Below are 19471 nucleotides of genomic sequence, written 5' to 3' on the forward strand. Positions count from 1 at the left end.
ATGACCGAAGTGCGCGTGCCCACGTTGGGCGAATCCGTCTCCGAAGCCACCGTCGCGACCTGGTTCAAGAAGCCCGGCGACAGCGTCGCTGTGGACGAGATGCTGTGCGAGCTTGAGACCGACAAGGTCACCGTCGAGGTTCCGTCCCCCGTGGCCGGCACCCTGGGCGAGATCATCGCGAACGAGGGGGACACGGTGGGCGTCGACGCCCTGCTGGCCCAGATCGACGAGGGCGCGGGCAGCGGCGACGCGCCGGCCAAGCCCGCGTCGGAAGAGGACACCAAGGGCGGCTACTCGGGCGCGGACACGCCGAAGGACACCGGCGCAGACGGCGGCGACGGTGGCGGCGACGAGATCGACGTCATGGTCCCGACCCTGGGCGAATCCGTGTCCGAGGCCACCATCGCCACCTGGTTCAAGTCCGAAGGCGACGCCGTCGAGGCCGACGAAATGCTGTGCGAGCTCGAGACCGACAAGGTCAGCGTCGAGGTGCCCGCCCCCGCCGCCGGCACGCTGGGCAAGATCCTGAAGGGTGAAGGCGAAACGGTCGAGGCCGGCGGCAAGCTTGCCACCATGACCACCGGCGGCGGCGGCGCCAAGGCGCCCGCCAAGTCCGATGACGCGCCCAAGGCCGAGGCCCCGTCGGGCGGCGACAGCGGCCGCGATGTCGAGGATGCGCCCTCGGCCAAGAAGGCGATGGCCGAGAAGGGCATCAGCCGAGACCAGGTCAGCGGCTCGGGCCGCGACGGGCGCGTGATGAAGGAAGACGTGGCCAAGGCCGGGTCGGCCCCCAAGTCCGACAGCCCTGCCCCCGCGCCGAAATCGCCCACCCCCGCGGGCGACGCCGACCGCGAGGAGCGGGTCAAGATGACCCGCCTGCGCCAGACCATCGCCAAGCGCCTGAAAGAGGCGCAGAACACCGCCGCCATGCTGACGACCTACAACGAGGTCGACATGACGGCGGTCATGGAACTGCGCAACGAATACAAGGACCTGTTCCTGAAGAAGCACGGCGTGAAGCTGGGCTTCATGTCGTTCTTCACCAAGGCCTGCTGCCACGCGCTGCAGGAAGTGCCCGAGGTGAACGCCGAGATCGACGGCACCGACGTGGTCTATCACCACTTCGTCCACATGGGCATCGCCGTGGGCACGCCGACGGGCCTGGTCGTTCCTGTGGTGCGCGACGCCGACGCCATGTCCTTCGCCGAGATCGAGAAGACGATCAACGACCTGGGCGTGAAGGCCCGCGACGGCAAGCTGTCCATGGCCGACATGCAGGGCGGCACGTTCACCATCTCGAACGGGGGCGTCTACGGCTCGCTCATGTCTTCGCCCATCCTGAACCCGCCGCAATCGGGTATCCTGGGCATGCACAAGATCCAGGAACGGCCCATGGTCATCGGCGGCGAGATCAAGATCCGTCCGATGATGTACCTGGCGCTGAGCTACGATCACCGCATCGTCGACGGCAAGGGCGCCGTGACCTTCCTCGTCCGCGTGAAAGAGGCGCTGGAAGATCCCCGCCGCCTGCTGATGGACCTGTGACCCCGTCGGCGGGCGGCTGACGCCGTCCGCCGCCTGACCATGCCGGGACGCCCGAAATGACCGAAACGATCGCGACCCCGATCCGAGTGCGGCGCATCGCCTGGCTGCTGCCCGCGGTCCTGTCGGCCTGCGTCGTCGCCCCGCGCGACCCGTCCGTCACCGTGCGCCACTTCGCCTCGACCGAAAGCGCGGGCGACGGCGCGCGCTGGCATATCTTCCTGTTCGACCCAAGCCAGCCGCGCGACCTTGATGCGCGGATCCGGCTGGCGCGGGCCAACCTGAATCCCGGGTGCCGATGGGTCGGGGCGCCGCGTGACGAGATCGTCTCGAAAACCAATTCGCAGGGCGCGCGTTATGCAGACACGGTGCTTGCCGCACCGCTGATTTGCAGAGGATAGATCATGCACGCACTCATCCGTTTCGACACCACCGATGCCGATGCCTTTCTCGACACCTATGCGTCCGCGTCCGAGCGACGCGACCAGGCCGGGCTCACGCAGTTGCAGCTCTGGCGCGAAAAGGGCACGTCGGCCGTCTGGGGCCTGTACGACGTGGCCGACCGCGAGAAGGTGGCCGAATGGCTGTCGTCCGAGACCGGGCTGCGCGACGCGCTGTCGGGCACCGAGGCGCACTACCTGAGGACCGTCTGAATGACGCCCGAGCTCATCGCACTGACCCTGGCCGCGCTGCTGCAATGCATCCAGTTCGTGGCCTACGCCATCCCCGCCAACCGTGAACTCGGGCCGGGCTACACCATGTCCGCCCGCGACCGCGAACCGTCGCGCGAGATGTCGGCCACGACCGCCCGGCTGGGCCGCGCGCTCGACAACCATTTCGAGGGGCTGATCCTCTTCACCATCGCCTGCGTGGTCATCGCCGTCACGGGCCAGTCCACCTGGTTCACCGCCGCCTGCGCCTGGGTCTACCTGGCCGCGCGCGTCATCTACGTGCCCGCCTACGCGCTGGGGTGGCGGCCGGGACGGTCGCTGATCTGGGCTTGCGGTTGGGCCGCCACCGTTCTCATGTTAATCGCGGCGCTGATCTAGGCGCCGACGCGAAAGGATTTCCCCATGGCCAGCTACGACGTCATCATCATCGGATCCGGACCCGGCGGCTATGTCTGCGCCATCCGCTGCGCGCAGCTGGGCCTCAAGACCGCCTGCGTCGAGGGGCGCGAGACGCTGGGCGGCACCTGCCTGAACGTGGGCTGCATCCCGTCGAAGGCGCTGCTGCACGCCACCCACATGCTGCACGAGGCCGAGCACAACTTCGCCAAGATGGGCCTGAAGGGCAAAAGCCCCTCGGTCGACTGGGGCGACATGCAGTCCTACAAGGCCGACACGATCGGCCAGAACACCAAGGGCATCGAGTTCCTGTTCAAGAAGAACAAGATCGACTGGCTGAAGGGCTGGGGCACGATCCCCGAGGCCGGCAAGGTCAAGGTCGGCGACGAGGTGCACGAGGCCAAGAACATCGTCATCGCCACCGGCTCGGACGTGGCGACCCTGCCCGGGGTCGAGATCGACGAGGATGTCGTGGTCAGCTCGACCGGGGCGCTGAGCCTCAAGAAGATCCCCAAGAAGATGGTGGTGATCGGCGCGGGCGTCATCGGGCTGGAAATGGGCAGCGTCTATTCCCGCCTCGGCTCGGAAGTGACGGTGGTCGAGTATCTCGACACGATCACCCCCGGCATGGATGGCGAGGTGCAGAAGGGCTTCCAGAAGATCCTCAAGAAGCAGGGGATGGAGTTCATCCTGGGCGCCGCCGTCCAGGGGGTCGAGGTCAAGAACGGCAAGGCCAAGGTCGCCTACAAGCTGAAGAAGGACGACAGCGAGGCGACGCTGGACGCCGATACCGTGCTGGTCGCCACGGGCCGCCGCCCCTATACCGACGGGCTGGGCCTGGACAAGCTGGGCGTGTCCATGTCGAAGCGCGGACAGGTGGAAACCGACGGTCACTGGAAGACCTCGGTCGACGGCGTCTATGCCATCGGCGACTGCATCGCCGGGCCCATGCTGGCCCACAAGGCCGAGGACGAGGGCATGGCCGTGGCCGAAGTGCTGGCGGGCAAGCATGGCCACGTGAATTACGACGTGATCCCCGGCGTGATCTACACCCACCCCGAGGTCGCCAATGTCGGCAAGACCGAGGAACAGCTGAAAGAGGCCGGGACGCCCTACAAGGTCGGCAAGTTCAGCTTCATGGGCAATGGCCGCGCCAAGGCCAACTTCGCCGGCGAGGGCTTCGTCAAGATCCTCGCGCACAAGGAAACCGACCGCATCCTGGGCGCCCATATCATCGGCCCCATGGCGGGCGACCTGATCCATGAGATCTGCGTCGCGATGGAGTTCGGCGCCGCGGCCGAGGACCTGGCGCTGACCTGCCATGCCCACCCGACCTATTCCGAGGCGGTGCGCGAGGCGGCGCTGGCCTGCGGCGACGGGCCGATCCACTCCTGAGCTGGAATTCCTGCGCGCCCGCCGATCCGGTGGGCGCGCAAGGCCCGCCTGCGCTGCAAGCCGGGCCGCGTGACGCCGGCGACGCGTGCCGCCGGCCCCTGCCCTACCCCTCGTATTTCTTGATCTCGCCCGAGCGCAGCTTGCCCTGGTAGCGGCTGAGCTCGGCCTTCACGATGGGCATCAGGAAATACAGCGCGATGATGTTCACGATCGCCATCGAGAACAGCATGGCGTCGGAGAAGTCGATCACGGGCCCGAGGCTCGCGGCCGATCCGATGATGATGAACAGGCAAAAGATGATCTTGAAGATCAGCTCCTTCATCCGTCCCTCGCCCAGGATGTAGGTCCACGCTTTCAGCCCGTAGTAGCTCCAGGACAACATGGTCGAGAACGCGAACAGCACGACCGAGATGGCCAGCAGCGGCGGGAACCACGAGAACGCCTGCGCATAGGCCGCCGAGGTCAGCGCCACGCCCGACACGTCGCCTTCGGTGGCGATGCGCCCCAATTCTGCGTTCCAGACATACATTCCGGTCTCCGCGTCCTGTTGCAGCACGCCGGTGATGACGATGACAAGCGCCGTCATGGTGCAGATCACGACGGTGTCGATGAACGGCTCCAGAAGCGCGACATAGCCCTCGGTCACCGGCTCCTTGGTCTTCACGGCCGAGTGGGCGATGGCCGCTGACCCGATCCCGGCCTCGTTCGAGAACGCGGCCCGGCGGAAGCCCTGAATCAGCGCGCCCGTGAACCCGCCCGCAACCCCGAGGCCGGTGAAGGCACCTTCGAAGATCTGGCCGAACGCCCACAGGATCTCGTCGTAATTGCGCAGCAGGATCACCAGCGACACGAGGACGTAGAAGATGCCCATGAAGGGCACAACCTTTTCGGTCACCTTGGCGATGGATTTCAGACCGCCCGCGATCACCGCGAAGACGACGCCGGCAATGACCACGCCGGTGATCCAGCCGGGATAATCGCCCAGCACGTTGGCCAGCTGCGCGTGGGCCTGGTTGGCCTGGAACATGTTGCCGCCGCCCAGCGCACCCAGGATGGTGAAAAAGGCAAACAGGACCGCCATGGCCCCGCCCAGCGGAAGGCCCCGCTCCTTGAAGCCCTTCGTCATGTAATACATCGGCCCGCCCGACACCGTGCCGTCCGGGTATTCGTTGCGGTACTTCACCCCCAAGGTGCATTCGGTGAACTTCGTCGCCATGCCGAACAGGCCCGCGATCACCATCCAGAAGGTGGCGCCCGGCCCGCCGATCGATACGGCCACGGCGACCCCCGCGATGTTGCCCAGCCCCACGGTGCCCGACAGTGCCGTGGCGAGAGCCTGGAAATGGCTGACCTCGCCCGCGTCGTTGGGGTCGGAGTAATCCCCCTTCACCAGGCGGATCGAATGGATGAAGCCCGACAGCTGGATGGCCCCGAAATAGACCGTGAAGACCACGGCGCCGACCACAAGCCACAGGGCGATCCAGCTGAAATTGGTCCCGGGCAGGTCCGCGAAAATCAGGCTGACATACCAGCCTGTATAATCGGCGAAGATGCTGTTGATCGTCTCGTCGATGCCCTGCGCCGCAAGGGGCGATCCGAAAAGCGTTGCGAGAACTGCAAGGAAGTATCGCATGAATTGGCCTCCGGGCTTCATGGGACGATGACGGTGGGAACGGTGGCGATCTGCGCGATGGCCAGCGGGATCGATCCGAAGATCCGGGCGCGCGCCGCGCTCGACCCCGAGCGGCCGACGAAGATGAAGCTGGCTTTCTCCTCGTTCGCCGTCTTGACGACGAGTTCGGCCGCCGAGCCGTGCTGCACCGTGCCTACCGCCTCGACGCCGGCCTCCTTCGCCTTGGCGATGGCCGGATCGAGCACGTGCTTGTGGGCGCGGTCCAGCTCTTGGGTCCGTTTCTTGTGACGCTCTTCAAGCTCTTGCTGCGTGAGGAAACTGTAGGGCGACCATTCAAGGACGTGGACGATGACCAGCCTGGCCCCCGAACGCGACGCGCGCGAGATCGCGCAATCCAGGACGGCCGTGTCCTCGGTGTTGTCGTCGTAGGCCACGACGAAGGTTTCCTGCGCCATACCGATGTCCTTTCGATCCGGGCGGACGCCCCCGCCGCTTTGCCCCGCACAGCGACCTGCCCGAGCGCAGATCAATCCCCCGATGGTTGATGCAAGGTGCCGTTACGTCAATGGACAAGTGTAATCAGGTGCTGATTCCCGCCGCACTCGCCCATAAATTGAACCGCTCGAGGTGCTTTCGAGCTACCGCCCCGAAACGGGGCGACACGGGCACGGGTGCAGGTGATCGAATAGCATTGGGCGCAAAGAGCCCCCGGGCAGGATCAGGAGAACGGAAGACATGACGGAAGCGCGCCGAAATCTCGACGCGCCCCTCTCCGGGTCTATGGGATGAATATTTGACGCCGATGGTCACTTGCCCGTCACGGGCAAGGTTCAGGGTTCAGCCCGGTCGGTCTCCAATGCCAGCGGCGATACGGATCTTAAGGAATAAGGGCAGGCAACGGGGTTTCGAGCCATCGCGGCCCGTCCGCGAGCCGCGAAACCGGATCGACTTTGGACTGTCACCGCCTGTCAGACGCCCTGCCCCCGGCAAAAACACTGCCGGAGGCGCGGCGCGCGGGGACCGATCCGGTTACCACAGGGCCGATTGCGATCCGCCCAGCTTGGAGTTGCCAAGAGGACGGTACTCCTCGACGAAGGCTTCGATCTCGGGCGCGTCGAACAGCGACAGGTAGGCCTCGGCCCAGGCAAGTTCGAAGCTTTTCAACTCGTCCTCGCCGGTGCTAAACGTCTGCGGCTCGCCCGCCTTTTCCTCGACCATCTCTGGCGCCTCGAAGGCAGCGGGGATGAACTCTACCGCGCGGTGGACCGCGCCGTTGCACATCTCGAAGGTGGGATAGCCATCGTCCTGCAACAGCGCCCCGCCGACGACCAGCGGCGCCACTGCGTGGATCTGGTAGTGCAACGCGCGGGGGCCGCGCTCCATCTCCCATTTCAGCGCGCCATCCTCGTCGGCCTGGCAGGCCACCAGCGCGAAGGTCGTGTGCGCCCAGGCCTTCAGGTAGTCGTTCCCGGCGGCCTCGCCCACGGCGGCGGCGGCGAGACCCGCCCAGGCGCGCAGGTTGTTCTGGCTGGCCATGGTCGGCGCCTCGGTGTCGAACCACTGGGTCGCGTGGCGCGCACGCTCGACCAGCCAGCCCTCGATCACCTCGGCCTGGTCGGGATCGATCTCGGCGGCGGACTTGGCCTGGAGATAGGCCAGCGCCATGGCGCCGAAGCGGGACGGCGAGGACAGGTTGGCGTTCATGCTTTCCAGGTCGCTGATCGCGTCGGCCTCGGCCCAGACGGCCAGCGCGTCGACCACGCAGGCCGCCGCTTCGGCGTCGCCGTCACGGGCAGCGTCGTTGGCCTTGCCCGTCAGCGCGACGATGAAGTCGTCGATGGGCCCCAGCGCCGCGTCGACCGCGTCGTTCGACGCCTCGTCGAGATCCGAGCGGTCCTCGCTCTCGTCTGTGTAGCGGCTCCCGTAGTCGAGCGAGACGACGGGTTCGGCCACCTCGATGCAGCTCACGTCGCTTGCCTCCTGCGCCATCAACGCGGGCGCGGGCAAGGCGGCGACAAGCGCGCCGGTCATCAGGATTCGTTTCATGGCTCGTATCCTTCCTTACTGGATCATGCGCGCGGTCGACGCGGCCGTCTCGTTGCCCGCCTCGGCGGCGGCGGTCAGCCAGCGGCGCGACTGCGCGGCGGATTGTTCGACGCCCACGCCGTAGGCATAGGCTTGCGAAAGCAGGTACATCGCCTCGGCATTGCCACCGTCGGCGGACCGGCGCAGCAGGTCCGCATAGCGATCGGAGGTGTCGCCCGCGGCATCGCTGTCGCGCACGATCCGCGCCAGTTCCAGTTGCGCCACCGCGTTTCCGTTCTCGGCGGCTTCGGTATAAAGCGCGCGACGGTCTATCTCGGCATTAACGATCTGGCGGACCTGCGGGTCCGAGTACTCGAGGAAATTGAGGATTACCGGGATGTCCTCGGTATCGGCGATGCGCAGCAGGCGGATCGACATGCGGGCCGTCTCGTCGGCGGTCATCTGGATCTCGCCGTCCTGGCGCAGCGACAGGAGGCGGCGCAGCCCGACCGAATAGCCGTCATCGGCCGCCGCCCGGTAAAGCTCCAGCGCACGCGCCTCATCCGCTTCTTTGCCGCCCAGCTCGCGCAGCGCGTCGCCGATGGCGACCCGTTCCCATCCGTCGCCGCCTGAAGCGGCCTCTGCCACATCGATCCATTGACCGACGGCATCGTCGGCCCCGATTTCCCGCAGCACCCGGGCATATTCCAATGCCTTCGACGTGGTGCAGTCGATCGTGCTGCGGATGCGGTTCCGGTATTCCTCGGTCCGCGAAGCGCTCTCCAGGTAGGGCAGCGCGAACAGCAATGCGTCCACGTCGCCGTTACGCGCGATGGCGTCCGAATAGCGCTGCCAGGCGGCGTCAGGATCGGTTTCGCCGATCTCGATCAGCGTGCGGATCGCCGCGCCGTTGCCCTCGGCGGCCAAGTCGCGCGCAAGCGTGACCAGCCGCGCGCGGCGGTCGCCGTCCAGATCCTTCGTGTCCGACAGGAGCGACACCAGCTGCGCCCGGGCGCCCGGCTCGCCCGCGTCGATGGCGCGGTCCAGTCGGTCCTCGGCGGCGCCGACATCGCCGCGGTTCAGGGCGAGCTTGGCCTCGGCCACGAACAGCGCGCCGCCCGCCTCGCGCGTCATACGGCGCATGGCGTCGCTGGCGCCGCCGGGCAGGACTTCGTGGAAATTGGCCAGGGAGCGCGACCGCATGTTGACGGCCTGCGATTGCAGTCGGGCCAGTGTCATCGGGTCGTCCTCGACCGTCAGCTCGTCCAGCCGTCCGGGATCGACCTCGACGGTCGTGTCGCCGGCGAAACTTTCCATCCGGGTCCAGTACTCGGCCTCGGACGGGACCGGCGCCACGGCCGAGCGGCAGCGGAAGATCGCTTGCAGATCCTGCATCGGCTCGGTCTGGCCGTCCACGTAGACGGCGTTGCGCAGGGTCGACACCACGTCGAGCAGGTCCTGCTCCGTCTCGGTCTCACGCAGCATCAGACCGGCCAGCCGCATCTGCGCCGCCGACAGGGACGGGTCGATTTCCACGGCCGTCCGGTAGAGCTCGGCCGCCCGGTCCGCGCCCGCCCAGCGGCCGTCCTCGGCCATCACCAGGTCGCCGCGCTGCACGTAGGCCCAGCCGGGCGTGTCGGGCGCGTCGATCATGCGATCGAGCGCCGCCGCTAGCCGGTCGCGCTCCTCGGGCCCGTCGGCCCGGTCGCGGGCGAGGTTCACCAGCCGGATGCGCGCCGTGGGATCGCCGAAATCGGCCGCTTCCTCGTAGAGCGCGCGGGCCTCGGCCAGGTCTTGTTCGGCCAGCGCACCGCGTTCGAGAATGGCGGCCAGCTGAAGCATGGCGTAGGGCAGATCGAACCCGGCCGCCTGGCGCAGGCTCTGCATCATCAGGTCGTTGTCCTTCTCGACCTCGATGGCCTCGCGGTGCATCTCGGCCAGGTTCCAGGCGGCGTTGTGGCCGCCGAGGTCGGCCGCGAAGCGGTACCAGTCCTCGGCCAGGTCGGGATCCGGCGCGACGGCCTCGCCATCGAGGAACACTGCCGCGATGCGGTTCACCCGGTCGCACAGGCGCGGATCGAGATCGCCCAGCAGGTCGCCCAGCGCCATGGTCACGGCCACGTCCGGTGCGATGTCCCAATCGTCCAGGTCCCGCTCGTAGGACAGCTCGACCATGCGCAGAAGCGACGCGCCGTCGCCCGCGTAAGCGGCCTGGCGCCACAGGTCGATGGCGCGGTCCTGGTCGCGCTCGACGCCCGTGCCTTCGAAAAGCAGGTCGGCCGCCGTGCGCTTGGCCGAGGTGGTTCCGCTCGGGGCAATCTCAAGCACCCTGTCCACGAGGCCGGACTCGGCCAGCTCCGCCATCCGGCCGGCGGCGACGAGCAGGTCCAGCCGGTCGAGCAGGCGGTTCGTCTCGTCGTAGCTATCGACGACCTCAAGCAGCCGGTCATTGGCCGCCTCGATGGTGTCGAACCAGCGTTCGGGGTCGTTCTGGCGCAGCAGGCGCAGGTCGCGCCGGATCAGCGCGATGTCGCGTCCGCCGACGGGTCCGCCGTCGTAGTCCTGCCAGCGTTCGGTCAGCACGTGTTGCGGCGGGCGCGGCAGACAGGTGTCGGAGCCTGCCTCGACCCGGGGCGGATCGAACGGCACCGAGACCGGGTCGGCGCGGACCGGTCCCGTCAGGGCGACAAGACCCAGGGCGGTGGCGGAGAGGGCGCGTGTGAAGGTCATGGTGGGGTCCTCCGGGTCGAGGCGTGTCAAGGTCAGTCGGCGTAGGTGCTGTCGGCGGCGACGAGCCCGCCGTCATCGGTGACGATCACCGTGGTCGCGGTGCCGCGGCGCAGGTCGACCGGGTCGAGGCTGGCCAGCGTCTCGCCGTCCTGGCGCAGCTCGAAGGTCAGCGTCAGCGGCGCCTTCAGGCCGACCGCGTCGTGGCCGTTGGGCGCGACGTCGGACAGGGCGGCCGTCTCGGCCTCGGTGGCGTAGAGATCGAAGCTCTCCATCTCGCCGAGGTTGTAGAGCAGCAGGTCCGCCTGGGCCGGGCTTTCGGTCACGCCGTCCTCGATCAGCGGCTGCGCCTCGGCCGAGGACAGCACGGTGTAGTGGGTGCTGGCGCCGACCTCGACGGTGGTCTCCTCGTCGCCGACGGAGATGGTAACTTCGCCCGGGGAGACCTCGGCATAGGGCGTGAGGCCCGCGTCGGTGGGATCGAGCACGGTGCCGTCGACCGTGACATTGTTCGCCTCGGGCGCGATCACGCGCAGGAAGGACGCGTCGGGCGAGGACGGATCGGGATAAAGTCCCTCGTCCTGCGCCACCGCGGGCAGCGCGGGCAGCAGGGCGATGGGAAGGCTGAGCAGGAGCGTTCGCTTGGTCATCATGTCTGGGGTCCTTTCACGGTACATGTGGAGATAGTCGCGCCGTCGTCGGCCGGCTGGTCGAGCTTAACGCGCACTTGGGTGTAGTCGTCGCGCCAAAGCGGGCGCGCATACTCGTAAAACCAGCGGGTGGGTCCGACCCGTTCGGAGCGCTGGATGATCGCGTCACCGGTCAAGCCGTCCTCGGTGGTGAAGCTCAGCACGGCCCGGCGGCCATTGGCGCTGCCGGTGTCCACGCCCAGATAGGTCTCGGGCGTGAACCGATCGGCTGGCAGATCGGCGGTCAGGACGCGCGGCTCCGGATTGGCCGTCTCGAGCGGCTCGCAATTCGCACCCGCCGCCGCGATCAGCTCGCGCAGCGGGCGTTCGCCAAAGCCACCGAGGTTGTTGTAGATCGGGTTTTCCCAGATCAGGACGCGCGGCGCGGTCTCGCGGAATTCTCCGGACAGCAGGAACGACGTGATGCCGCCGAACTGGTTGCCGCCGGTGATCGAGTAGTTGGCGACCTGCGCCTGGGTCTCGACCGAAATGGAATCCTCGAAGTTGAACGTCCCTTCGTCCGACATCGACGTGCCGACCAGCGCGATGGGCGGACCCGCGCTGTCGGCCGCGAAGATCCCACCGCCGTCGGCGTCGCCGCCGACCTCGGTCGTCTCGAACCGCTCGGTCCGCGGCAGCGGCAGGCTTTCGCGGCAGAAGCTCTGGATGTGGCGCCGCAGGGCCGAGTCCATCGGCTTGCTTCCGGTCGAGGTCATGTCGATCTCGGTCGTGGGCATGTCGTCCAGCGCCGGGGTCTCGTCGATCCGGTCGGCGATGGCGCCGGCCACGGCCCGCGCGCCGGCGGGCGTCCAGTGGAAGTCGAGCCCGATGAAGGGCGCGCGGTCCTCGGGCAGCGCCCGCATCGCGGCGACCGTGTCGATCGCGGCCACGCCGGCGGCGTCGAGCTCGGACAGGAACGCGGCGTAGCCGGTCTGTGCCAGGTCCTCGTCATAGCCGTAATCGGCTGCCGCCGCGGGCAACTTGCCGGGCATGGCGAGGCTTTTCGTCGGGACGGGCACGTAGATCAGCTGCGTCCCCCGCTCGGCAAGGACGCGGCTCAAGGTGCCCACCGTCTCGGCCGCGGCGGTCGACAGCGGGTGGTAGGTCCGCATGTTCAGGTTCAGGCGATAGAAGAACCCGTCCTGCCCTTCCAACACGGGCAGTTCGTCGGCGGTGGCAAGCCCGCGGCAGTCGTAGGCCGAGGCGTCCTGTGCGGCGGCCAGTCCGGTGCCGGCCACGAGAAGCCCCGCGGCCAGGGGAAGCGATCGGAAGCTCATTGCGTGTCCTTTCCGGTGTCGTCGTTGCGGGCGTCGAGCTGCGCGAGCAGCGAGCGCGCGGCGGTGCGGGTGCCCAGCGTGTCGCCATCCTCGGCGGCCAGGGACAGGATCCCGCGCAGCCGATCGGGTGCGACCGCGCCCGGGTTCTGCAGGGCGTTCGACCCGATCCGGAGGGCCGCCGCGCCGTCACCGGCCTCGGCCCGTTCCAGCAGCAGCGACCGGGCCCGGTCGGGATGGCGGCCGAAGGGTTCGCCGGTCTCGTAGAACCGCGCCAGCGCCTCGCCCGCCTCGGGATAGCCCTGCACCGCCATGGTGCGCATGGCGTTCTCAAGGTGGTCGAGCCGCTTGTCCGACACGTCGAGACCGGGGCGTTCGAGGATGCGGATCAGCGGGCCCAGCGCGTAGTCGCGCCCGGTGAACACGGCCGAGGCGTAGTAGAGCGCGGCATCGCCAACCAGGTCGTCGGCGTTGTCGAGCTCCATCAGACGGTTGGCATAGCGGAACGCGGCTAGGCCGTCGCCCGCATCGGCGAGCGCCCGCATCTCGGGGAAACTCAGGTAGCCGTCGTTCAACATGCGCTTGCGGTCGCGTTGCAGCTGCCAGGTGGGCAGATCGTCCGTCCGGGTCACGCGGTCGTCGATGACCGCCTGCGCGGCCAGGGGACCCGCGAGCGAAACGGCGATAAGGCCCGCGAGGGCCGCGGGAAGGCGTCGATCAGCCATTGCTGGCCTCCTCGGTGTCGGTGTGTTTCGGCGCGCCCAGGTAGCGGACCGGGAATTCCCAGATCACGTGCGCGGGCGGCGCATCGGCGAAGGCCGGGTCGGAAAGAACATCGCGCATGGGCGCGATCGGGCCCCGGCCCTCTTCGGCCAGGTTCAGGATGTCGCGCCCGAGCGCGATCTTGAGCGCGGGGACGAAGCTCCAGGCCTCGTTCGCGCTGTAGCTCGTGCCGACGAGCACCGTGTCGATGGGGTCGTCGTCGGAGGCGAAGATGCCGCCTTCCGTCGCGTCGGCTTCCTCTGCCACGTAAGGGGTGACCCGCTCGGGTCCAAGCCCCACCCGGGGCGCGAAATCGTCGGTGGTGACGAACGAAACAAGGTCACCGATGAATTCTTCGGGTCGTGCCGGGACCTTGGCGAACTCCTTGTCGCCGCGAGAAATTTTTTCGGAACCCGCCACGGCCTCGGCCACGTCCGCGGCGCCCGCGGGGGTCCAGTGGGTATCGCGGGTCAGGAAAACCGGATCGCCGTCCACATCGGCCAGGGCGGGGCGGGTATCGACGCTCTCGACCCCAGCCTCGTGCAGCGCGGCGCGAAAGGCGAGATACTGCTCTTCCATCGCGGCGCCGGCCTCGGCATCGCCCCGGTCGCGGTAGATGTCGATCTTGGCCGGAACCGGCACGACGGTCAGCTCGCTGCCCAGGGCATCGAGCTCGGCGTCGACCTCTTCGATGATGCGGGTCGCGGTCGCGATCTCGGGCGTCGTGGCGCGCTGGAACTCCTCGTCGGAGAACAGCCAGCCGTCCTCGCCCGCGGTGACGCCGTCGCGGCCCTCGCCGATCAGCGCGTAGCGCGCCGCGCCGATGAGGCCCACGGCCGTGTCGCGATGGGGCTGCGCCTGCCCGTAGAGCGTGTCGAGCGACAGCGCCGCGCGGCCGGTGACCACGTCGCCCTCGACCTCGCCGGGCAGCCCCTCGCCGAAGATGGCGAGGTTCACGACCACGGCGTAGCCCAGGAACAGGATCGGGACGCTGTAGCGTATGGTCTTCAGGATCGTCTGCATCATGTCGGTCCTTCAGAACTGGAAGTAGAGGAAGGGCGAGAAGCTCTGCTCGGCGAGCTTCAGGATCGTGAGGGTCGCCAGCGCGGTGACCGCGATGGGCGGAACGATGGCGCTGGTCGCCGTCAGCGTGCCGTCTGGACGCGGCGACAGCGGGCCATCCACCGCGCGGCCGAGCCAGGGCTCGATCATCGCCACGAGGATGGCCAGGATCAGCACGGCGACGCTTTCGCCGGTGATCTCGAAGGCCGCCGCCGGCGACAGGGCGATGCCGTTGGCCCCGAACATGCCCGCGAAGACCTGCCCCGCCTCGACCACGGATGTCGCGCGGAACACGACCCAGCCGAGCAGCACGACGATCAGCGTGCGCAGCAGCGCGGCGGTCGAGCGGGACGTGGCCCAGCCCGAGAACCGCTCCCACGCCAGCCACGCGCCGTGCCAGAAGCCCCAGATCACGAAGGTCCAGGCCGCGCCGTGCCAAAGGCCCCCCAGCACCATGATCGTCATCAGGTTGACGTGGGTGCGCACGGGACCCAGGCGGTTGCCGCCCAGCGGGATGTAGAGGTAGTCGCGCAGCCAGACCGACAGCGAGATGTGCCAGCGGCGCCAGAACTCGGTGATCGAGCGCGAGATATAGGGCGCGTTGAAATTCTCGGTGAAGCGGAAGCCCAGCATCATGCCAAGCCCGATCGCCATGTCCGAATAGCCCGAGAAATCGAAGTAGAGCTGCATCATGTACGCAACGGCCCCAGCCCAGGCGAGCGCCATGGACGGATCGGGCGTCGAGAAGGCAAGGTCGGCCAGCGGGGCCACGGCATCGGCCAGCAGCACCTTCTTCGCCAGCCCGATGAAGAAGCGCATCATCCCGTCCGAGAACATCTGGACCGAGTGGGTGCGGTGCCGGAACTGGTGGGCCAGATCCTTGTAGCGCAGGATCGGCCCAGCGATGAGCTGCGGGAACAGCGCGATGAACGCCGCGAAGTCGAGCGGGTTCACGTCCTCGGGCGCATCGCCGCGATAGGTATCGACGAGATAGCTCACCGACTGGAACACGTAGAACGACACGCCGATGGGCAGGATGATCTGCCAGTGCACACCGATGGCGTCGGGCGTGGTGCCAACAAGCCCGGTCAGGCTATCGAGGAAGAAGTTGAAATACTTGAAGAAGCCCAGCACAGCGAGGCAACCCGCCACGCCGATCCCGGTCCAGACCCTGGCGATCCGGTCGGTCGCGGCATGACGGATCATGCGGCCGGTGATCCAGGTCCAGGCCGTCGTGCCGATCAGCAGCAACAGGAAATCGACCCGCCACCACGCGTAGAAGACGTAGGAGACGCCCAGCAGCGTCAGCGACTTCCAGCGGCCCGGCGTCAGGTAGTAGAGCGCCAGCGCCAGCGGCAGGAACAGGAACAGGAAAGTCTCAGAGGAAAAGACCATCAGGTGGTGCCCTCTCCGGAACAGGTTTCAAAAGCGGCCTGCGCGGCGTCGCGGCGCAGGGGCGTGGGGTCGAGCGAGCGGACGCCGTCGACGCTCAGCTCGTCCGTGTCGGCGCGCAGGAAGGCAGGCGTCATCTGGTCGAGGTCACCCGACAGCAGCCGCGGGCGCTGATCGCGGAAATCGTTGGCGTGCAGGCGGATCTCGGCAAGGCCGGTGCCCCGCAGCCCCATGCGGTTGCCCGCGAAGGTGCTGGAAGTGACGAGCACGCGGGTCTCGGGGCGTTGCCGGTCGATCATCAGGCCGGGGCCGTCATTGTCGACGAGGCGGCTGTCGCTGACGATGGCGGTGCCGGCGCCGCGCATGGCCAGACCCGCGCCATTGTTGCCGGCGATCTCGACATTTTGCATGAGCACGCAGGTCGCGCCCTGCGCCAGCGTGGCGCCGGACCCGTCGAAGCCGTTCACGGCCACGTCCGAAAGCCGCATCGCGCGGCTGGTATCGTCCACGCGCAGGCCCTTGCCCTGCCCCCCATCGAGGTCGATATCGACAAGACCCATCCCGGTGACCCCGGACAGGTGCAGCGCCTGTGGTCCGCCGGTGTCTCGCACCGAAAGGCCCGCCAGGGTGCCGCCGTCGACATCGCGCAGCATCAGGCCGGTGCCCCGCGCGCCGTCGATGGTGTTCTCGCTCAGGTTCACGCCATCGAGCCCTTGCAGGACCACGCCGCGCATGTCTTTGAAATCGTTTCCGGTCATCGCTGCCGGGCTACCGAAGCTCATCAGGCCCCGGCCGCCCAGGAACAGCCCGGCACTGTAGGGCCGATCACCGTAGCCGAGACCGGTGAGGGTCGCGTTCTTCAGCGACAGGCTTTGCGGGCCCAGCGCGGCGATGAAGGGACGGAAGCCCTCGATCTCGGGGTGGATGTCCGGCCCCGCGGCGACGGTCGCGCCGTCCACCGCGAGTTGCCCGAAGGCCAGGACATAGCTGCCCGCACCGCGCGACAGCTCAAGCCGGTCGCCCGCTTCAAGGCGCAGGGACGCGCCCTGCAGAAGCACGATGGGCAGCTCGGCCGAAAAGCCGTCCGCGTCCCGGGTCAGCACGTCCGGGTGGCCCTTGGCGTCCAGAAGATCGTCCAGCTCGGCCAGGGTCACGTCGCCCGCGCTCAGGTAGATCGCGTCGCCGTCCCGCGCCTCGGCCAGCAGGTCGGAGTCGATTTCGACCCCGCCGCCGGTGGCGAGCTGCGTCAACGCCAGCCGCACGCCAGAGACCGAGGCGCGAACCTCGTCCTGGGCGACGGCGGGCGCGGCCAACGGCAGCGCAAGCGCCGCCGCCAGGCCGAAACGGGTGAGCCATTCAGGCGCGCGCATACCGCTTGCCTTCCCACGGCGCGTCCGCGTCGTCGTCGCCAAGGTCGATCTCGAAGATCCGCAGCGGATCGTCGCCGGTGTTCCACAGCTCGACCGAGCTGCCGGGCGCGACGTTCACGTTCTGCCCGGGGCTGCAATCGTGCACGGGTCCGCCGTTCTTCCAACGGCCCTGCCCGTCCGACACGGCCAGCAGTTTGCCGCCCGACGCGGTGCCGCGGAAGGTCGCGGATTCGCCCACGTCCAGCGTGCGGCGCGACACGGCCGGCACGGCCCTGCCGCCCTGGCCGATATCCGCCGGCGCCGACTCGGAATGGCGTGCGACCTCGCTGCGGCCGTCGGCCTTCAGGCGGGTCACCGCGTCCTTCACCTTCTGGGCGTTGGCGTGGTTCGTCACGAGAAGCGCGTCGGGTGTGTCCACCACGATCACGTCGTCCATGCCGATCACGGTCACCAGCTTGTCGCCCGCGCGGATCAGTGAATTGCGGGTGTCGAAGGTCATGGCCTCGCCGCTGGAGACGTTGCCGTCGTCGGTCTTCGGGCTGATCGAATGGATGGCGGTCCACGCCCCCACGTCGTTCCAGTCCACCGAAACGGGCGCCACGGCGACGCGGTCCGAGCGTTCGAAGATCAGGCGTTCGGTCGGCTCGTTCGCGGCGTTGCGGAACGGTGCCTCCGACAGCTTGACGCCCGTCTCGGTCACCTTGGCATCGGCGATCGCCGCGCGTACGGCGGCCAGGGTGTCGGGATCGTGCTTGGCGAATTCGTCGATCAGGACATCGGCGCGCATCATCGAGATGCCCGACGCCCAGAGCGTGTCCCCCGCGGCCACGAGGCGCTCGGCCTCTTCGAGGGCCGGCTTCTCGATGAAGCGGCTGACCTCGTACAGACCTTCCTGCTCGTCCGTGGGCGCGCCGCAGGTGATGTATCCGAAGCCGGTCTCGGCGTGTTTCGGCACCACGCCGAACAGCACGATCCGTCCCGCCTCGGCGCCGGGGCGCATTGCAGTGACGACGGTGTTCATGTCGCCCTCGATCTTGTGGTCAGAGGGCAGCACCAGCATGGTCGCGGACGGATCGTCCTTGGCCAGCGTCAGCGCGGCGGCCAGGACGGCGGGGCCGGTGTTGCGGCCCACCGGTTCGCCCACGAAGCGGGCCGGCGTTTCGATCGCGGCTAGCTGGTCGCGCACCAGGATCTCTTCCGAAGCGGCGGCGATCAGCAGCGGGTCGGCGAACCCGTCGCCGCGGTGCCGCGCGACGGTCGCCTGCAGGAAGCTGGGGCCGCCCACGCCGTCAACGGATTGAAACTGCTTGGGTTGAGCGACGCGGGACATCGGCCAAAGGCGTGTCCCCATGCCGCCCGACAATACGACGGGATGAATAATGCTGCTCATTATTGGTCTCCATTCTGGGTAATGCGATTGAAAATCGGCAGGACGGTTTCGTCCCGGAAGGCGCGCGCTTCGGTCAGCGCTTCGCCGGTGAGAGTGGTCCAGTCGACGCCGAACGCGTCGCGCGTGACACTGAGCGCCGCCACCTGGCCGGCGGTGTCGTCGGGAAGGTCGATGGAGGGCACGAGGTTCGTGCGCACCAGCCCATCGGACCCCACGGCGCCCGGCGCGCGGAAGCCTTCGGCCAGCGTCGCGCGGAATTCGGCGCCACCGGGCAGCGTCACGTCGACACCGCCGGTCTGTTGCACTTCGAACAGAAGCTCCTGCGGCAGGCGTGCCTCAATGGTCAGGGCGGCGTCCTCGGGCGACACGGCGAACAGCGGCTCGCCGGCGAGGACGGTGCTGCCCTCGGTCACCGAGATCGGCTGCGCCACGCCGTCGATCGGCATGGCGATCGACAGCGTTTCGCCGTCCACGGTGTCGAGCGCGAAGAGCACGTCGCCGGCCTGGGCCTCGGCGTCGATGAAGCTGATCTGGCCGTCCGCGGTGGCGCGGATCGTCTGCCCCTCGGGCACGACGCGGCCGGGGGCGGCGATGTCGGTGGTGAACAGGCGCGCCTGCATCAGGCTCACGGCCAGGGCGATCAGTGCGACGGTCAGCGCCAGGACCATCAGGGTCGCGGCGCCGCTGCGGACGCGCTGACCGACGGTCGGCTTGCCCGGGGCACCGCTGCCGCCGTTCTTGGGCTGGGCTAGCGCGCCCGACCGGATCAGGCGGCCCGAGCTGGTCAGGTCCCCCGAGATATAGTCGTTCAGGACCTGGCGCAGCTGGGCGGAGTGGTCGCCGGTCGGCTCGGAGAAGACCAGCACGCCGGTATTGTCGTCGATCACGCGGACCTGCGCGGCGGGCGACAGGGCCAGCTGGAAGCCGGGAAAATCGAAGATCAGCCGCACGATGTTCTGGGTGCCGTCGATGCCCCGGTCGATCAGGCCGGTGACCTGTGCCGTGGTCATCGACAGCCCGTCGCCGGAATAGCGGCGTCCGTCGATCACGGCGGTGAACGGGATGTCGATCAGCGGGTGTTCGTTCCCGGCCGAAAGCGGCGCGGGGGACGTGTCGGGTGCGTGTGTCATTGGGTGCGTCCTG

17 protein-coding genes are annotated in these 19471 nt (G+C 68.2%); 5 read left to right on the forward strand and 12 right to left on the reverse strand.

Going from position 1 to position 19471, the window contains the following annotated elements; all coding sequences use genetic code 11:
• The 5 genes from odhB to lpdA are packed head-to-tail and all read left to right on the forward strand — an operon-like array spanning nucleotide 1 to nucleotide 4004.
• Nucleotides 1-1545, forward strand: a complete 1545-nt coding sequence (odhB, locus tag BMX96_RS09735) for a 2-oxoglutarate dehydrogenase complex dihydrolipoyllysine-residue succinyltransferase (protein WP_091845601.1) — start codon at nucleotides 1-3, stop codon at nucleotides 1543-1545.
• A gap of 56 nt (nucleotides 1546-1601) precedes the next feature.
• On the forward strand, nucleotides 1602-1943 hold the full coding sequence (locus tag BMX96_RS09740) for a hypothetical protein (RefSeq protein WP_091845319.1): 342 nt from the start codon (nucleotides 1602-1604) through the stop codon (nucleotides 1941-1943).
• A 3-nt stretch (nucleotides 1944-1946) separates the two neighbouring features.
• Nucleotides 1947-2195, forward strand: coding sequence for a hypothetical protein (locus BMX96_RS09745; RefSeq protein WP_091845320.1), 249 nt, complete (start codon nucleotides 1947-1949; stop codon nucleotides 2193-2195).
• Entirely contained in the window at nucleotides 2196-2591 is a 396-nt protein-coding gene (locus BMX96_RS09750; protein WP_091845321.1) for an MAPEG family protein, read from the forward strand.
• Nucleotides 2592-2615: 24 nt separating this feature from the next.
• Nucleotides 2616-4004 carry a dihydrolipoyl dehydrogenase gene (gene lpdA / locus BMX96_RS09755; RefSeq protein WP_091845322.1) on the forward strand — a complete coding sequence of 463 codons (1389 nt, stop codon included), beginning with the start codon at nucleotides 2616-2618 and terminating at the stop codon, nucleotides 4002-4004.
• A gap of 103 nt (nucleotides 4005-4107) precedes the next feature.
• Here the strand turns inward: lpdA and BMX96_RS09760 are convergent, their stop codons facing one another.
• The 12 genes from BMX96_RS09760 to BMX96_RS09815 all read right to left on the reverse strand — a co-directional run bounded on the left by BMX96_RS09760 (nucleotide 4108) and on the right by BMX96_RS09815 (nucleotide 19458).
• Nucleotides 4108-5637, reverse strand: coding sequence for an alanine/glycine:cation symporter family protein (locus tag BMX96_RS09760; RefSeq protein ID WP_091845323.1), 1530 nt, complete (start codon nucleotides 5635-5637; stop codon nucleotides 4108-4110).
• 17 nt (nucleotides 5638-5654) lie between these two features.
• Complete coding sequence (locus BMX96_RS09765) at nucleotides 5655-6092, reverse strand: universal stress protein (protein ID WP_091845324.1); 438 nt, start codon at nucleotides 6090-6092, stop codon at nucleotides 5655-5657.
• 574 nt (nucleotides 6093-6666) lie between these two features.
• On the reverse strand, nucleotides 6667-7683 hold the full coding sequence (locus BMX96_RS09770; RefSeq protein ID WP_091845325.1) for an alginate lyase family protein: 1017 nt from the start codon (nucleotides 7681-7683) through the stop codon (nucleotides 6667-6669).
• 15 nt (nucleotides 7684-7698) lie between these two features.
• Nucleotides 7699-10392: a tetratricopeptide repeat protein gene (locus tag BMX96_RS09775; RefSeq protein ID WP_091845326.1), complete on the reverse strand. Its 2694-nt coding sequence runs from the start codon at nucleotides 10390-10392 to the stop codon at nucleotides 7699-7701.
• A gap of 32 nt (nucleotides 10393-10424) precedes the next feature.
• Nucleotides 10425-11042, reverse strand: a complete 618-nt coding sequence (locus BMX96_RS09780; RefSeq protein ID WP_175481702.1) for an alginate O-acetyltransferase AlgF — start codon at nucleotides 11040-11042, stop codon at nucleotides 10425-10427.
• Nucleotides 11039-12355, reverse strand: a complete 1317-nt coding sequence (locus BMX96_RS09785; RefSeq protein ID WP_091845328.1) for an alginate O-acetyltransferase AlgX-related protein — start codon at nucleotides 12353-12355, stop codon at nucleotides 11039-11041. Before BMX96_RS09785 ends, BMX96_RS09780 begins: the two co-directional genes overlap by 4 nt.
• Nucleotides 12352-13077: an SEL1-like repeat protein gene (locus BMX96_RS09790; RefSeq protein WP_091845329.1), complete on the reverse strand. Its 726-nt coding sequence runs from the start codon at nucleotides 13075-13077 to the stop codon at nucleotides 12352-12354. The genes BMX96_RS09785 and BMX96_RS09790 overlap by 4 nt, the downstream gene beginning before the upstream one ends.
• A complete protein-coding gene (locus tag BMX96_RS09795) occupies nucleotides 13070-14140 on the reverse strand; it encodes an alginate O-acetyltransferase AlgX-related protein (RefSeq protein ID WP_091845330.1) in 1071 nt (356 codons plus the stop codon). Before BMX96_RS09795 ends, BMX96_RS09790 begins: the two co-directional genes overlap by 8 nt.
• 9 nt (nucleotides 14141-14149) lie before the next feature.
• Nucleotides 14150-15571, reverse strand: coding sequence for an MBOAT family O-acyltransferase (locus BMX96_RS09800; protein WP_091845331.1), 1422 nt, complete (start codon nucleotides 15569-15571; stop codon nucleotides 14150-14152).
• Nucleotides 15571-16938, reverse strand: coding sequence for a right-handed parallel beta-helix repeat-containing protein (locus BMX96_RS09805; RefSeq protein WP_091845332.1), 1368 nt, complete (start codon nucleotides 16936-16938; stop codon nucleotides 15571-15573). Before BMX96_RS09805 ends, BMX96_RS09800 begins: the two co-directional genes overlap by 1 nt.
• On the reverse strand, nucleotides 16925-18328 hold the full coding sequence (locus BMX96_RS09810) for a mannose-1-phosphate guanylyltransferase (protein WP_091845333.1): 1404 nt from the start codon (nucleotides 18326-18328) through the stop codon (nucleotides 16925-16927). Before BMX96_RS09810 ends, BMX96_RS09805 begins: the two co-directional genes overlap by 14 nt.
• Complete coding sequence (locus tag BMX96_RS09815; RefSeq protein ID WP_091845334.1) at nucleotides 18328-19458, reverse strand: HlyD family efflux transporter periplasmic adaptor subunit; 1131 nt, start codon at nucleotides 19456-19458, stop codon at nucleotides 18328-18330. The genes BMX96_RS09810 and BMX96_RS09815 overlap by 1 nt, the downstream gene beginning before the upstream one ends.
• Between the last annotated feature and the right edge of the window lie 13 nt (nucleotides 19459-19471).

Source organism: Palleronia pelagia (assembly GCF_900110115.1).
Lineage (GTDB): Bacteria > Pseudomonadota > Alphaproteobacteria > Rhodobacterales > Rhodobacteraceae > Palleronia > Palleronia pelagia.